Genomic DNA, 13,795 nt, shown 5'->3' with positions numbered 1-13,795 from the left:
TCTTTCTTGCGGCGAAAGGAGACGCTTATGATGTTCCCGGCCTTGAAAGGCTTGCCCCTGCATCGCGTGATGATGCGCACGGTGACAGAGTTTCTCGACGACGAGATGTCGACCTATGCCTCCGCGCTGGCATACCAGATGCTGTTTTCGCTGTTTCCCTTCATTCTTTTCCTGATTGCACTGATTGGCTTCCTTCATCTGCCGGATTTCTTTTCCTGGCTGCGCCTGCAATCGGAACTGGTGCTGCCGCCCCAGGCGTTGGAGCAAGTCAACCCGGTGATCGACCAGCTCCAGCAATCCAAGGGCGGATTGCTCTCGGTGGGTATCGTGGTTGCGCTGTGGACCGCGTCGGCCGGCGTGCGATTGATGATGAGCGCGATGAACGCCGCCTACGACGTGGTAGAGGGACGTCCGGCCTGGAAGCGCTTTCCGCTGTCGATTCTCTACACCGTCGGCATTGCCGGCATGCTGCTGGCCGCCGCGGCCTTGATGGTACTGGGTCCGCAAGTGATGGGTTGGATTGCCGCGCAGATCGGGCTGGAGGAATTCATCGTCACGGTCTGGACTATTGCGCGCTGGCCGGTCATCGTGTTTTTGCTGATGGTGGCGGTGGCGCTGATCTATTACGTGATGCCGGACGTCAAGCAGGAGTTTCGCTTCATCACGCCGGGTTCGGTATTGGCTGTTGTGGTGTGGATCATCGCGTCCCTGGGCTTCGCGTTCTACGTCAAGACCTTCGCCGACTACAACGCCATGTATGGCAGTATCGGGGCAATCATCGTGCTGTTGTTGTACTTTTATATCTCGGCGGCCGTGCTGTTGCTCGGTGCGGAAATGAACGCGGTGATCGAGCACATGTCCGCCGAAGGCAAGGATCCTGGCGAAAAGAACCCCGGCGAGCACGAAAAACAGCATGTGTCGGGCCTGGGGCGCGACCATTCCATCCACCACACCCACACTGACGAAGCCCGACCATGATTCGCGAAATCCTCAAGATGGGCGACGAGCGCCTGTTGCGCATTGCCCCGCCGGTGCCGCCGGAAATGTTCGACAGTCCCGAGTTGTGGCAGTTGATCGACGACATGTTCCAGACCATGGAAAGCGTCGGCGGCGTCGGCCTGGCGGCGCCGCAGATCGGTGTAGACCTGCAACTGGTGATCTTCGGCTTCGAGCACAGCGAGCGTTATCCCGATGCCGAGGCGGTGCCGCAGACAATCCTGATCAACCCGTTGATCACGCCGCTGAGTCCGTTGATGGAGGAAGGCTTTGAAGGCTGCCTGTCGGTGCCAGGCTTGCGCGGCGCGGTGGATCGCTACCAGCAGATCCGCTACGAAGGTTTCGACCCCAAGGGCGAGCCGATCGTGCGCATCGCCTCGGGCTTTCATGCGCGGGTGGTCCAGCATGAATGCGACCACCTGATCGGTCGCTTGTATCCGTCGCGCATCACCGATTTCAGCAAGTTCGGATTCACCGAGGTGATGTTTCCGGATCTGGACCCCACGGCCGACGATTGAACATCCACACACCTCTGATATGAGCTGCACCTTCAGGACTGTTTATTCCGCTTCAGTCCCATCGCGATCATCGGCTTGCTGCGCGCATAACGACTCAGGCGCTCGGCCATCGCGTAGGGCAGGTCAGGGTCGAAACCGAACCCTTGTCGCTCGTAAAAACGGCGTAGATCGGGGTGGCAAAACAACCACACCGGCGCGTCCAGGTTTTTCACCGCTTCGGCGATCAACCGCCCCGCGATGCCCTGCGTGCGGTACGCCGGGTCGACAAACAGCCCCGTCAGCCAATGCCCACCCGAAACCGGTCGCAGGCACAGTGCTGCGACGATTTCCTCGCGCCGCGCCACCCACAGCTGTGCGTCGCGCACGGCTTTCATCGAGGATTGATGGGCGCGGTAGAACTTGTTCATCAACGGCCACAGGGGTTCGTCGAGACGTGTGCAATGGAATTCGGACATGGCGCAGGTGCGGTGGGGAATGAAAGCGGGGGATTGTAAGGGAGCAAACAATGCGCCGGGAGACTCCCGGCGCTTGTCTGACGGATTCACAGCGAGGCGAGGAACATGTCCGTGGCCGGGTTTTTCTCATCCGACCGGCTTTCCTGGGCTTTTTCAACCTGTGCCATTGCCGCCTTGTCCTGCATGCGCTGGGCAATTTCCTCGCCGACCGCCAGCTGCTTCTCGGGCGGCATCGCCTCGTATTCCTCTTCGGTAATGCCCATCTCTTCGAGGATGCTGTCGCGCAGGCGCTCTTCCGGCGTCTTGCTCATGTAGTCCTTGAACTGCGCCATGGCAGAGCTGATGTCTTCAGGGGCTGAAGAGCCAACCGTCTGCAGTTGCACACGGGTCTTGGCGAAGGCTTCGTCGACGTTGTCGCTGATGGCGGTAGCTGCGTTGACCTGTTGTGTGGCTTGTTCCGTCGCGGACTCCTGGACCTGGGCGCCATGGAGGTTATCGCGCAGCGCTTGTAGCGCGGCGCTCTGAAGGCCGCTGGCGGCTTCGGCGGCAGGGTCCCTTTCCGACCGCTTGATCGGCATGATCATCGCTTGCTGTTTGGCACTGACCAACATGATGTGTACCTGTGGGTAATGGCTGAGCGATGGGCAGGAGCATTTCCCGTGCCATCGCCGCAGGGGCCCGTATTTCAAGGGCTGCGGGAAAGTTGCTTGCAGCGGAGGCGGCCAATCCTTGCCGTTCGTCGGCAGGGATCGACCGCATCGTGCCGAGCCTCAGGTACTTTCGCGAACCTTGAGTTCGAAACCCAGGTCCACGACCGGCTGGGCAATGCGATTACCAGCCATCAACGTGAGCATCTGCTCGGCGGCGCGGCGGCCAATGGCTTCCCGCGGGGTGCTGATGCTGCTCAAGCGCGGGACCATGTGAGCCGAGGCGGGCAGGTCGTTGAAGCCCAGGATCGAAACCTGCTCGGGGACCTTGATGCCATTGCGCAACGCTTCGAGCAGGGCACCGTGCGCCAGGTCATCGTTGCCGAAGAAGATGGCGTCGACGTCCGGATGGCTGGCCAGCAGTTGCAGGAATAACTCGCCGCCCAGACCCACCGATGACGGGCGAGGGGTAAGCACTTCCAGATCAGGATCGTAAAGCCCGGCCTTCTGCAGCGCGCGACGAAAACCTTCGCCGCGCAGCAACGTACGTTGGTCCAGTTGCGCGCCGATGTAGGCCAGGCGCTTGCGACCTCGGGAAACCAAGTGCTCGGCGGCGGTCTCGCCGGCCTTGAGCTGGGAAAATCCCACGCAGTTGAGGCCGGCGCCAGGGTCCAGTTCCATCATGTACACGCATGGAATGTTGCTGGCCTCGATCATGCGCCGGGCGCTTTCGGTACGGTCGAATCCGGTCAGCAACAAGCCACGGGGCTGGTAGGCCATGTAGTTGCGCAGCAGGTTTTCTTCTTCATCCCGTGAGTAGTGGTAGTTGCCGATCACCACTTCGAAGCCCTTGGGCCGCAGGACCCGATGGATGGCTTCCAGGGTGTCGATGAACAACAGGTTGGACAACGACGGCACCAGCACCACCACCGAATGGCTCTGGGCCGAGGCGAGGGCGCGGGCGGCGGGGTTGACGACATAGTTGAGCTCCACGGCGGCCTGGCGGACTTTTTCCACCAATTCAACGGCCACGGTGCTGACGCCGCGCAGGGCCCGAGAGGCGGTGATGGGGCTGACACCGGCCAGGCGTGCGACTTCATTGAGCGTGGGGCGACCGGTGGTGCGTGTATTCTTATCGTTTTTAGGGACGGTCATCAGGGCGGCTTGCCAAACAAAAATCAAGGCACTAAGGTAGCGCTGTCTCGACGCGCCTGCAAATGCATGAACGGGGGTTGCCTGATCCTCCAACCGTTGGTGTCGTGGACGAACATGCTGCAACCACAAAAATGACAAGAAGGCGTCGGCAACTTCTGCTTTTGCTGCGGTGTCATAACTGGCAAAGGTAGCGCTGTCTGCGCGCTGAGGTGTTACATGAATAATCCAATCACCGCCCTGGTCATCATGGGCGTTGCCGGTTGCGGCAAAACCTGCGTCAGCCAGGCCCTGTGCCAATTGAGCGGCGCCACCGCCATTGAAGGCGACACGTTTCACCCTGCGGCCAACATCAAGAAGATGAGCGCCGGTATTCCCCTGAATGACGATGACCGTGCCGGCTGGCTCGACAGCCTGTGCGACGAGTTGCGCCGTGTCGACGCGACGGGTGCACGCCCGGTGCTGACCTGCTCGGCCCTCAAGCACAGCTATCGCGAGCGTCTGCGCAGTGCCTTGCCGGGCCTGGGTTTCGTATTCCTTGAATTGACCCCCGAAGTGGCCGCCGACCGTGTTTCCCACCGTCCCGGCCATTTCATGCCGTCGACCTTGATCGACAGCCAGTTTGCCACCCTTGAATCCCCTGTCGGCGAGCCCCTGACCCTGGCTCTGGACGCGTCCAGCCACAGCATCGACGAGCTGGCCCGCCAGGCTTACGTCTGGTGGTTGGCCCACGGTTTGAAGCTCGCCAGTTGAGTTTCATAAAAATCGCGTCAGAAAGATAGCGCTGTCCCGACGGCCCATAAATAACTGCTTCAATAACAACAACAAATCAGGAGACACCTCCCATGTTCGGCATGTCCCACGAGACGTTCCTACTGCTTGATGCAGTGGTCACGGTGATCGGACTCATCGTCCTCATCACCAAGTTCAAATTCCACCCGTTCATTGCGCTGACCATCGCCGCCGCGTTCCTCGGCCTGACGTCGGGCATGCCGACCGGCACCATCATCAAGGCGTTCCAGGACGGCTTCGGTGGCGTGCTGGGCTTTGTCGGCATCATCCTGGCGCTGGGCACGATGCTCGGCAAAATGATGGCCGAGTCGGGCGGGGCCGACCAGATCGCCCAGACCCTGATCCGTGCCTTCGGCAAGGATAAGGTGCAGTGGGCGATGATGTTCGCTGCGTTCCTGGTGGGCATCCCGCTGTTCTTCGAGATCGGCTTCGTGCTGCTGATCCCGCTGGTGTTCATCGTGGCGCGCCGTACCGGCGTTTCGATCATCAAGATTGGTATCCCGTTGCTGGCGGGTCTTTCCGCAGTCCATGGCCTGGTGCCGCCGCACCCGGGTCCGCTGCTGGCGATCGGCATCTTTGGCGCCGACATCGGCAAGACCATTCTCTATGGCCTGATCGTCGCGCTGCCGACTGCCATCATCGCCGGCCCGATCTTCGGTACGTTCATTGCCAAGCACATCCCCGGCCATCCGAACCAGGAACTGGTGGACCAACTGGCTCGCGAGACGAACTCCGCCGAGCTGCCTAGCTTCAGCATCACCTTGATCACCGTGCTGTCGCCGGTATTCCTGATGCTGCTCAAGACGTTCGCTGACGTGGCGCTGCCGGACGGCAACCTGTTCCGCGTCTGGATGGACATGATCGGCCACCCGATCTCGGCACTGTTGCTGGCATTGCTGCTGTCGCTGTACACCTTTGGCTACAAGCAGGGCATCGGTTCCAACCAAATGCTCAAATGGCTGGACGCCAGCCTTGCACCGACCGCCGCGATCATCCTGATCATCGGCGCTGGCGGTGGCTTCAAGCAGATGCTGGTGACCAGCGGCGTGGGCGATGTGATCGGCCACATGGCGGTGAGCGCGCAGATTTCGCCGATCCTGTTGGCGTGGCTGGTGGCTGCGGTGATCCGCATCGCCACAGGCTCGGCGACCGTGGCGACCATCACCGGTGCCGGGATCGTGGTGCCTGTCGTTGGGATGATGCCAGGCGTGAACCGTGAGCTGCTGGTACTGGCGACCGGTGCCGGTTCGTTGATCCTGTCCCACGTAAACGATGCAGGCTTCTGGCTGGTCAAGCAGTACTTCAACATGACCGTGGCCGAAACGTTCAAGACCTGGACCGCGATGGAAACCATCCTGTCGGTGGTGGGCTTGATCTTTATCTTGCTGCTGTCGTTGGTGATCTGACAACCACTGCAAAATAACTGTGGGAGCGGGCTTGCTCGCGAAGACGATTTAACACTCAACCTGTTTGTTGACTGTCAGTCTGCCTTCGCGAGCAAGCCCGCTCCCACATTGGGTCTTGTGTCAGGCGCCAGGTTTGCTTACCAACCCATCCGCCCGGAACATCCCTCGGATTCCCCGCACCGCCTGGCGAATCCGGTCCTGGTTCTCGATCAGTGCGAAGCGCACGTGATCATCCCCGTATTCCCCGAACCCCACCCCCGGCGAGACGCAGACCTTGGCCTCGGCCAGCAGCTTCTTGGCAAATTCCAATGAACCCATGTGCGCATAGGCTTCGGGAATCTTCGCCCAGACGTACATCGACGCCTTCGGGTTTTCCACCATCCAGCCCAGCTCATGCAGGCCCTTGACCAATACATTGCGGCGTTGGCGGTACTGCTCGGCGATATCGCGCACGCATTGCTGGTCGCCTTCGAGGGCGGCGATGGCGGCCACTTGCAACGGAGTGAAAGTGCCGTAGTCGTGGTAGCTCTTGATCCGCGCCAGGGCGTTGACCAGTTCCGGATTGCCGACCATGAAGCCGATGCGCCAGCCGGCCATGTTGTAGCTCTTGGACAGGGTGAAGAACTCCACCGCGATGTCTTTTGCTCCCGGCACTTGCATGATCGACGGGGCTTTCCAGCCGTCATAGACGATGTCGGCGTAGGCCAGGTCGTGGATCACCAGGACATCGTACTGCTTGGCCAGGGCGATGACCCGTTCGAAGAAGTCCAGCTCCACGCACTGGGCGGTGGGGTTGGACGGAAAGCCCAGGATCATCATCTTCGGCTTGGGGATCGAGCCGCGAATGGCCCGCTCCAGTTCGTCGAAGAAATCCACGCCAGGCACCAGCGGCACCGAACGCACCTGGGCGCCGGCAATCACCGCGCCGTAGATGTGGATCGGGTAGCTGGGGTTGGGGACCAGCACCGTGTCGCCCTGGTCCAGGGTGGCCAGCATCAGGTGCGCCAGGCCTTCCTTGGAACCGATGGTGACGATGGCTTCGCTTTCCGGGTCGATGTCCACTTCATAGCGGTCTTTGTACCAGCGCGAAATGGCGCGGCGCAGGCGCGGGATGCCTTTGGACGTGGAATAGCCGTGGGTGTCTTCACGCTGGGCGACAGTGACCAGTTTTTCCACGATGTGTGGAGGCGTGGCGCCGTCTGGGTTACCCATGCTCAAGTCGATGATGTCTTCGCCGCGCCGACGCGCAGCCATCTTCAGCTCGGCAGTGATATTGAATACGTACGGGGGGAGTCGATCGATGCGCGCAAAGCGGCGCGGCGAACCTTGTTCGGCCATTGTTGCCTCGAAATACGTGAGCGCCCGGAACCGTCCGAGCGACGTTGGCCACTGCGGTGGCCTGCGGCGCAAGATAATCGGCCTGATATCAAATTGTCCAGTAGCCGCGCCGAACATTTTTCGACGACACTGTCGCCCTGGCTGCAGGGCCACCGAACGACCTTGCGGACGGCTGAATACGCATACCCAATCCTGATGGAATGAACAATGGAATTTTCCAGCGGTTTCCTGCTGAGCCTTTCGCTGTGCCTGGACATTGGCGTGGCCAACATCGCGATGATCACCCTGGCGATGCAGCGGGGCTATTTCCAGGGCTTCGCCTTGGGCCTTGGCACCTGCGTGGGGGACTTGGTCTACGCAATCCTGGCGTTGGCCGGAATGACCGTTCTGTTGCAATACGAAGCGGTGCGTTGGGTGTTGTGGATCGGCGGCTCGGTGCTGCTCCTGTATTTCGCCGCGAAGATGATTCATTCGGCGATCTATCACAGCGCGGTGCTGGCTGAGGCGGGCGAGACTCGAGGCAACTCGCCGCGCCAGGAATTTTTCCGCGGGATTTTCCTCGCCATGTCATCGCCCAGCGCCATCCTCTGGTTTGCCGCGGTGGGCGGGACGCTGATCGCCCGCTCAGGTGGTGGCACGGTGCTCAGTTCGGCGTTGTTCCTGGGTGGATTCCTCAGCGCCGGCCTGCTGTGGAGTGCGGGGCTGTGCCTGGCAGCGACCCAGGGTGGAAAATTGCTGGGCGATAAATTGCTGCGCTATTCCTATTGGGCATCAGCGGCGATCTTCTGTTATTTCGCGGTCTATGTGATTGTTTCTGGTTATAACGAGTTCGTAGGAAAAGTAAACGCGGCCGGCTTGCCCGGACTTTGACAAGCGAAACGGCCTGGCAATTACGGTTTGGCTTCTATACTGCCAAGCCCGACTTCAGATTTTCCGGAGTGTTGAAGCAATGGAAACGCAAGAACGCGTTAACGCAGCCGAGCCTCGCTTCGAGCAGGGACGCTTTCAGCTCATCGCCGGTTTCGGCGCGCGTTTTACCCAGGACACCGCCGAGGACATCCCGCAGCTCTGGGAAAAATTCCTGCCTTGGCTCGGCAAGGTTCCGGGGCAAAAAGATGAAGTAACCTACGGGGTGTGCTGCAACCCGGACGGTAAGGGCGGCTTCGAATACATCGCTGGCGTGGAAATCAGCCGCCTCGACGATCTGCCCGAACAATACCGTTGGATCGAGGTCCAGCCCGGGCCGTACGCAGTGTTCGAGCACAAGGGGCCGCTGAAAAACCTGCCGGAGACCTTCCAGTACATCTGGAAGGAATGGCTGCCGCAATCCGGCCATCAGGCGGCTGATGAGCCGGAGTTCGAGCGCTACAGTGAAGATTTCAACCCTCGTACCGGCGAAGGCAGCCTGGAAATCTGGATACCCCTCAAGCCAAAGTGACTTGGTCCATTGGTCCTTGAGCGCGAAGAGGGTTGTTCAATATAGGCTGGCCTGCACCCGGGCAGGTGTCTCGCGGTCGTAGGCCTCGGCATCGAACCCCTCATCCAGACGCTTGTGGATCGCTCCGGCGCTAGGGACTGTCGAGCGATCAAGGTGGCGCTCCGGGTTCCACAGCTGCGAGCGCACGATGGCCTTGGAACAATGAAAAAATGCCGCTTCGACCGTGACCAGCAATACCGTGCGAGGCAGCTTCCCATCGACTGCGAAGCGCTCGAGCAGCTCGGGTTCGGCGCTGACGCGCGCGCTGCCGTTGACTCGCAACGTTTCGCCGATCCCGGGGATAATGAACAGCAGCGACACCCGCGGGTCATGAAGAACGTTGCGTAGGGTGTCGATGCGGTTATTGCCCGGGCGGTCGGGGAGCGCCAAGGTGTGTTCGTCGAGGATCTGCACGAAACCCGGTGCGTCGCCACGGGGCGAACTGTCCAGGCCATCCGGCCCTGCCGAGCCGATGACCACCATTGGCGAGGCCCGGACCATCGCCTGGTAATCCTCGTTGAGAAAAGGGATCTGTTTGCGTACTGCCCGTTCATGGGGCTGGCCGTAGATGGCTTCCAGTTGTTCAATCGATGTCAACATGGTTCAGGCCTCCCCGGCGGCAGATTCGTCTGGCTGGAACACCAAGCCCATCCGCCGTTCATAACCGATGCGGCCCTTGTAGGCTTCTCCGCTGTCGACCCAGCCCAGCCGGGTATAAAGACCAATGGCCGAGTCGTTGTCCGCATCGACCGACAGCTCCAGTCCCTTGATTTCCGGCCACGCCGCGCGAGCCGCGGCGGGTAGCGCTTGCAGGCAGGCCTTGCCGTAGCCTTTGCCCTGGGCGCGATGGTCGACTTGCAAGGCGTGCAGGGTCGCGCTGTGCTCGTCGGCCCAGGCCGGCAGCACGGGCGGACGCTTGAGCAGCAGGAAGGCCACCGGCACTTCGCCGGCCAACAGCGCGAAACCCTTGACCCCTGGGCCGGGCTTGGACAGCAACGTGTGCAGCGCACCGTGGATGTCGCCGGAGAATTTGATTTGTTCGGGGTGGATTTCGATGGATTCGACCTGTTGCCGTTGCAGCGGGGTCAGGTCTTCATAAGGTACGAGCTGAGCGGTCACGAAAACGTCCGTTGTTTGCTGACAGAATGGACCTTGGATTCTAGCGAAATTTTTTCTTTGGATTATTTTTGTTTAGCTGTCGATTTGCCGTTTCTCCAATCGACAAAGGGTGTCTCTAACAAAAACCTGCGGAGAATCACCATGAATACCCAAGCTGCCGAAACCGAAATCCAGACGCTGATCGACACTTATCGCCAAGCCGTGATGGCCAAGGACGTGAAGAAGGTCATGGCGCTGTATGCCGACGACATTGTTTCATTCGATGCCATCCAGGCCCTGCAATTCAAGGGCAAGGTCGCCTACCAGGCTCACTGGGAGGCCTGCATGGAGATGTGCCCGGGCCCGCACAAGTTCGATTTTCACCAGGTCCAGATCAGCGCGGCTGATGACATTGCGTTCGCCCATTGGTTGGCCTATTGCGGTGGCACCAACGAAAAAGGCGAGGAACAGGCCTGCTGGATGCGCGTGACGGCCTGCTACAAGCGTTCGGCTGGGCAGTGGAAAATCGTCCATGAGCATTGGTCGGCGCCGTTCGATCCGATGGCCGGGACAGCGATTTTCGACCTGCAGCCCTGAGCGGCTGCGGTTCGCTTCTGCCATCCTTGTCGATCAGCCTGATCACGGAGCTTTCCATGAAGTATTTATGCCTGGTTTACAGCAACGAACAGGTCCTGCATAACTCGGCGGACAGTCCCGAGGACGCCGAGTGCATGGACTACGCCGAATCGATCCAGCGCAGCGGCCGGATGGTTGCGGCCGAAGCCCTGGAGTCGGTGCAGACCGCCACCACGGTGCGCATGCGCGGCGGCAAGCTGTCGATCACCGACGGCCCGTTCGCCGAAACCAAGGAACAACTGGCGGGCTTCTACCTGATCGACGCCAAGGACTTGAACGAAGCCATCCAGGTCGCCGGCAACATACCGGCGGCCCGGGTTGGCTGCGTCGAGGTCCGGCCGGTACGCCAACTGAATGTCTGAACAATGGTCATCGACAGGATCGCCTCCATGAGTCTTGAGCCAGCTTGCTCCACACGATTCAACAGTCCGTCAATCCAAGGCCATCCCGATTGATGTCGGCCGAAGCGGTCAAGGCACGGGTCGAGCAGGTCTACCGGCAGGACTCGCGGCGAATCCTGGCAACCTTGATTCGCCTGCTGGGGGATTTCGACCTCGCTGAAGAAGCCCTGCACGAGGCCTTCTTCATCGCGGTCGAGCGCTGGCAGCGCGACGGAGTACCGGACAATCCGCGGGCCTGGCTGGTATCGGCCGGGCGTTTCAAGGCGATCGACAGCCTGCGTCGGCGGGCGCGCTTCGTGGCGTCGCAGCCGATGTTGATTGCACAGATCGAGGCATTGGAGCAGGCCGAGTGGAGTGATGAAGACGTGGAGGACGATCGCCTGCGGCTGATTTTCACCTGTTGCCACCCGGCCCTGGCGGCTGACGCGCAGGTGCCGCTGACGCTGCGTGAAGTGTGTGACCTGACCACCGAGGAGATCGCCCACGCCTTTCTTGCCGCGCCAGCGGCCATTGCCCAGCGCATCGTGCGGGCCAAGGCGAAGATCCGCGATGCGAAGATTCCCTACCAGGTGCCGTCCCGCACGGAATTGCCCGAACGACTCGACAGTGTCCTGCGCGTGATTTACCTGGTCTTCAACGAGGGGTACTCGGCGTCGATGGGCGCCGAGTTGATCCGCGAAGACCTGACCCGCGAAGCCATACGCCTGGCGCGCCTGCTGGTGGAGCTGTTGCCGGAAGCCGAAGTCATGGGGTTGCTGGCGTTGATGCTGTTGCACGAATCGCGGCGACCGGCGCGGATGTCGATGGCCGGTGAGCTGGTTTTATTGGATGAGCAGGACCGATCGCTGTGGGATCAGGCAATGATTGCCGAGGGTTGCGCCATGGTCGAGGCCGCGCTCAATACCCGGCGGTTCGGACCTTATTGCCTGCAAGCGGCGATCGCTGCGGTGCACGCCGAAGCGCCGACAGCGCAGGAGACCGACTGGCCGCAGATCGTCGGCCTCTACGATGTGCTGCTGCGTGCACTGCCTTCGCCGGTCATCGAACTCAACCGCGCGGCCGCCCTCGCCAAGCGCGACGGGCCGCAGGCTGGGTTGAGTTTGGTCAATGGAATACTCGGCCGGGGCGATCTGGACGACTACCACCTGGCCCATTCGGCGCGGGCGGAGTTCTGTCGACAGCTCGGGCGGGTGGAAGAGGCGAGGGCGGCGTATCGACGTGCGCTTGAATTGACGCAGCAGTTGCCGGAGCGGCGGTTTATCGAAGCCCGGCTTGCCGGGTTGCAATAAGGGAGGCCGAGCACAGGGGTCCCTTATGTCCGTGCGCTGAAGACACGTCAAACAAAAAAGGCGACCCGAAGGTCGCCTCTTTCAATCGTCCGGCGTTGATCAGAACTCGTGATCAGCGCTGTCCGGGTTCAGGTCGCTGATGCCCAGCTTGCCGGCGGCCTGTTCGATCGAGCCGGTCTGCTTGACCAGCGCGGCGATGGCGTCGCGTACGATCTGGTTACCCGCAGTGTTGCCGGCGGCGATCAGTTGGTCGTAGTGCTCGCCCTTGTTGGCGTGATCGACCATGACCTGGATCTTGGCTTCGGTATCGGCCAGGTCGGCCTTGAGCGCGGTGTCGGCGGCCGGGTCGGCTTTCGCCACCAAGGAGGACAGGCTGGCGCCGGTCAGCTTGGTGCCGTCTACGCGGGTGTATTCGCCCAGGTAAACGTTACGCACACCCTTGGCATCGTAGAAGTGCGAGTTGTGGGTGTTGTCGCTGAAGCAATCCTGTTCGTCTTCCGGAGAGTTGGCTTCCAGGGAGACTTTCATGCGCTCGCCCGCCAGTTCGCCCAGGGACAGGCTGCCCATGCCGAACAGCATCTTGCGCAGGCCGCTTTCGGCCGGTTCGGCTTCCAGGGTGGCGCGGTAGTTGTCGGCCACGTTCGGCTTCCAGTTGCCGACCATTTCCTGCAGGTCGTTGACCAGCAGCTGGGTGACGGACTTCAGGTAGGCACGACGACGATCGTTGTGGCCACCAGTGGCGCCTGCGCCTTCCAGGTAGTCGGAGGCCGGGCGATTGCCAGCGCCAGGGCCGGTGCCGTTGAGGTCCTGGCCCCACAGCAGGAATTCGATGGCGTGGTAGCCGGTGGCAACGTTGGCCTCGGAACCACCCAGCTCGTTCAGGCTGGCGAGTTTTTCCGGGGTGATGTCCTTGACGTCGACCTTGTCTTCGCCGACCTGGACTTCGGTATTGGCGATGATGTTGGCGGTGGCACCCGGGTTACCCAAGGCGTGCTCGTAGGATTTATCGACGTAGTCGATCAGGCCTTCGTCCAGGGGCCATGCGTTCAGTTGACCTTCCCAGTCATCGATGATGGTGTTGCCAAAGCGGAACACTTCGCTCTGCAGGTAAGGTACGCGCGCGGCGACCCAGGCAGCCTTCGCGGCTTTCAGGGTATCGGCGTTCGGCTTGGCCAGGAAGGCGTCGACGGCGGTTTGCAGGGTTTTCGCGGTGGATTCGGCATCGCTGTAGACGGCGTAGACGATGTCGGCGTAATGCGCGACAACTGCCTTGGCGGCGGCTTCGTCGATCTTGCCAGCGGCAGCGGGGGCCGCCGGTGCAGCGGTGCTGGCGGCCGGCGTTGGCGCTTGCGGCGCGGCGGCCTTGTCTTTGCCTTCGCCGCAACCGGCGAGGGAAATAGCGATGGCCAACAGACTGGCGGTAGCCAGAGGCATACGAATCATGGCGAACATCCTGCTTCGGTGATGAATGGGACAGGCGCGAGGTCGCGCAAAACTGCGACATAATGCGAAAGATTTGCATTATGTGTAAAGGGTTGTGGCTGTAAATATTTCTTATTTGATAATGCAGGTAGCCGCCTTTCGGCGGCG

General features: G+C 61.1%; 16 protein-coding genes. 9 read left to right on the top strand and 7 right to left on the bottom strand.

The window, feature by feature from the left end:
- Positions 1 to 27: 27 nt before the first annotated feature.
- Together VQ575_RS20115 and def are read left to right on the top strand one after the other, a co-directional pair.
- Positions 28 to 978, top strand: coding sequence for a YihY/virulence factor BrkB family protein (locus tag VQ575_RS20115; protein ID WP_039593797.1), 951 nt, complete (start codon positions 28 to 30; stop codon positions 976 to 978).
- Positions 975 to 1,514 carry a peptide deformylase gene (def, locus tag VQ575_RS20110; protein ID WP_039593798.1) on the top strand — a complete coding sequence of 180 codons (540 nt, stop codon included), beginning with the start codon at positions 975 to 977 and terminating at the stop codon, positions 1,512 to 1,514. Before VQ575_RS20115 ends, def begins: the two co-directional genes overlap by 4 nt.
- Positions 1,515 to 1,546: 32 nt before the next feature.
- Here def and VQ575_RS20105 read toward each other — a convergent pair whose 3' ends face one another.
- From VQ575_RS20105 to gntR, 3 genes are all read right to left on the bottom strand, one after another.
- The gene (locus VQ575_RS20105; protein ID WP_039593799.1) at positions 1,547 to 1,969 is read right to left on the bottom strand and encodes a GNAT family N-acetyltransferase; all 423 of its coding nucleotides are present in this window, start codon (positions 1,967 to 1,969) and stop codon (positions 1,547 to 1,549) included.
- Between the two features lie 86 nt (positions 1,970 to 2,055).
- Complete coding sequence (locus VQ575_RS20100) at positions 2,056 to 2,580, bottom strand: hypothetical protein (protein WP_039593800.1); 525 nt, start codon at positions 2,578 to 2,580, stop codon at positions 2,056 to 2,058.
- A gap of 159 nt (positions 2,581 to 2,739) precedes the next feature.
- Entirely contained in the window at positions 2,740 to 3,771 is a 1,032-nt protein-coding gene (gene gntR, locus VQ575_RS20095; protein ID WP_039593836.1) for an HTH-type transcriptional regulator GntR, read from the bottom strand.
- A 216-nt stretch (positions 3,772 to 3,987) separates the two neighbouring features.
- Between gntR and VQ575_RS20090 the strand changes: the two genes are divergently transcribed.
- Together VQ575_RS20090 and VQ575_RS20085 are read left to right on the top strand one after the other, a co-directional pair.
- Positions 3,988 to 4,521, top strand: a complete 534-nt coding sequence (locus VQ575_RS20090) for a gluconokinase (protein WP_039593801.1) — start codon at positions 3,988 to 3,990, stop codon at positions 4,519 to 4,521.
- Positions 4,522 to 4,613: 92 nt separating this feature from the next.
- Complete coding sequence (locus VQ575_RS20085) at positions 4,614 to 5,966, top strand: GntP family permease (protein ID WP_039593802.1); 1,353 nt, start codon at positions 4,614 to 4,616, stop codon at positions 5,964 to 5,966.
- 120 nt (positions 5,967 to 6,086) lie between these two features.
- Here the strand turns inward: VQ575_RS20085 and alaC are convergent, their stop codons facing one another.
- The gene (alaC, locus tag VQ575_RS20080; protein WP_039593803.1) at positions 6,087 to 7,304 is read right to left on the bottom strand and encodes an alanine transaminase; all 1,218 of its coding nucleotides are present in this window, start codon (positions 7,302 to 7,304) and stop codon (positions 6,087 to 6,089) included.
- A gap of 207 nt (positions 7,305 to 7,511) precedes the next feature.
- Between alaC and VQ575_RS20075 the strand changes: the two genes are divergently transcribed.
- Together VQ575_RS20075 and VQ575_RS20070 are read left to right on the top strand one after the other, a co-directional pair.
- The gene (locus tag VQ575_RS20075; RefSeq protein WP_039593804.1) at positions 7,512 to 8,174 is read left to right on the top strand and encodes a LysE family translocator; all 663 of its coding nucleotides are present in this window, start codon (positions 7,512 to 7,514) and stop codon (positions 8,172 to 8,174) included.
- Between the two features lie 79 nt (positions 8,175 to 8,253).
- On the top strand, positions 8,254 to 8,742 hold the full coding sequence (locus tag VQ575_RS20070; RefSeq protein WP_039593805.1) for a GyrI-like domain-containing protein: 489 nt from the start codon (positions 8,254 to 8,256) through the stop codon (positions 8,740 to 8,742).
- Between the two features lie 36 nt (positions 8,743 to 8,778).
- Here VQ575_RS20070 and VQ575_RS20065 read toward each other — a convergent pair whose 3' ends face one another.
- Both VQ575_RS20065 and VQ575_RS20060 read right to left on the bottom strand, forming a co-directional pair.
- The gene (locus VQ575_RS20065; protein ID WP_039593806.1) at positions 8,779 to 9,381 is read right to left on the bottom strand and encodes a pyridoxamine 5'-phosphate oxidase family protein; all 603 of its coding nucleotides are present in this window, start codon (positions 9,379 to 9,381) and stop codon (positions 8,779 to 8,781) included.
- 3 nt (positions 9,382 to 9,384) lie between these two features.
- On the bottom strand, positions 9,385 to 9,900 hold the full coding sequence (locus VQ575_RS20060) for a GNAT family N-acetyltransferase (RefSeq protein WP_039593807.1): 516 nt from the start codon (positions 9,898 to 9,900) through the stop codon (positions 9,385 to 9,387).
- A gap of 141 nt (positions 9,901 to 10,041) precedes the next feature.
- Between VQ575_RS20060 and VQ575_RS20055 the strand changes: the two genes are divergently transcribed.
- The 3 genes from VQ575_RS20055 to VQ575_RS20045 all read left to right on the top strand — a co-directional run bounded on the left by VQ575_RS20055 (position 10,042) and on the right by VQ575_RS20045 (position 12,205).
- The gene (locus VQ575_RS20055; RefSeq protein WP_039593808.1) at positions 10,042 to 10,476 is read left to right on the top strand and encodes a YybH family protein; all 435 of its coding nucleotides are present in this window, start codon (positions 10,042 to 10,044) and stop codon (positions 10,474 to 10,476) included.
- Positions 10,477 to 10,532: 56 nt separating this feature from the next.
- Positions 10,533 to 10,877 carry a YciI family protein gene (locus VQ575_RS20050; RefSeq protein WP_039593809.1) on the top strand — a complete coding sequence of 115 codons (345 nt, stop codon included), beginning with the start codon at positions 10,533 to 10,535 and terminating at the stop codon, positions 10,875 to 10,877.
- Positions 10,878 to 10,969: 92 nt separating this feature from the next.
- The gene (locus VQ575_RS20045; RefSeq protein WP_039593810.1) at positions 10,970 to 12,205 is read left to right on the top strand and encodes an RNA polymerase sigma factor; all 1,236 of its coding nucleotides are present in this window, start codon (positions 10,970 to 10,972) and stop codon (positions 12,203 to 12,205) included.
- Positions 12,206 to 12,304: 99 nt separating this feature from the next.
- Here VQ575_RS20045 and VQ575_RS20040 read toward each other — a convergent pair whose 3' ends face one another.
- Positions 12,305 to 13,648, bottom strand: a complete 1,344-nt coding sequence (locus VQ575_RS20040; protein ID WP_039593811.1) for an imelysin family protein — start codon at positions 13,646 to 13,648, stop codon at positions 12,305 to 12,307.
- Positions 13,649 to 13,795 lie beyond the last annotated feature (147 nt).

The organism is Pseudomonas frederiksbergensis, assembly GCF_035751725.1.
Taxonomy (GTDB): Bacteria; Pseudomonadota; Gammaproteobacteria; order Pseudomonadales; family Pseudomonadaceae; genus Aquipseudomonas; species Aquipseudomonas frederiksbergensis_A.
This window is presented reverse-complemented; position numbering and strand designations above follow the sequence as displayed.

Coding starts and splice junctions, on each gene's coding strand:
- VQ575_RS20085 (WP_039593802.1), top strand. CDS start 4,614: ATGTTCGGCATGTCCCACGAGACGTTCCTACTGCTTGATGCAGTGGTC.
- alaC (WP_039593803.1), bottom strand. CDS start 7,304: ATGGCCGAACAAGGTTCGCCGCGCCGCTTTGCGCGCATCGATCGACTC.
- VQ575_RS20050 (WP_039593809.1), top strand. CDS start 10,533: ATGAAGTATTTATGCCTGGTTTACAGCAACGAACAGGTCCTGCATAAC.
- VQ575_RS20045 (WP_039593810.1), top strand. CDS start 10,970: ATGTCGGCCGAAGCGGTCAAGGCACGGGTCGAGCAGGTCTACCGGCAG.
- def (WP_039593798.1), top strand. CDS start 975: ATGATTCGCGAAATCCTCAAGATGGGCGACGAGCGCCTGTTGCGCATT.
- gntR (WP_039593836.1), bottom strand. CDS start 3,771: ATGACCGTCCCTAAAAACGATAAGAATACACGCACCACCGGTCGCCCC.
- VQ575_RS20115 (WP_039593797.1), top strand. CDS start 28: ATGATGTTCCCGGCCTTGAAAGGCTTGCCCCTGCATCGCGTGATGATG.
- VQ575_RS20070 (WP_039593805.1), top strand. CDS start 8,254: ATGGAAACGCAAGAACGCGTTAACGCAGCCGAGCCTCGCTTCGAGCAG.
- VQ575_RS20105 (WP_039593799.1), bottom strand. CDS start 1,969: ATGTCCGAATTCCATTGCACACGTCTCGACGAACCCCTGTGGCCGTTG.
- VQ575_RS20075 (WP_039593804.1), top strand. CDS start 7,512: ATGGAATTTTCCAGCGGTTTCCTGCTGAGCCTTTCGCTGTGCCTGGAC.
- VQ575_RS20065 (WP_039593806.1), bottom strand. CDS start 9,381: ATGTTGACATCGATTGAACAACTGGAAGCCATCTACGGCCAGCCCCAT.
- VQ575_RS20040 (WP_039593811.1), bottom strand. CDS start 13,648: ATGATTCGTATGCCTCTGGCTACCGCCAGTCTGTTGGCCATCGCTATT.
- VQ575_RS20055 (WP_039593808.1), top strand. CDS start 10,042: ATGAATACCCAAGCTGCCGAAACCGAAATCCAGACGCTGATCGACACT.
- VQ575_RS20100 (WP_039593800.1), bottom strand. CDS start 2,580: ATGTTGGTCAGTGCCAAACAGCAAGCGATGATCATGCCGATCAAGCGG.
- VQ575_RS20090 (WP_039593801.1), top strand. CDS start 3,988: ATGAATAATCCAATCACCGCCCTGGTCATCATGGGCGTTGCCGGTTGC.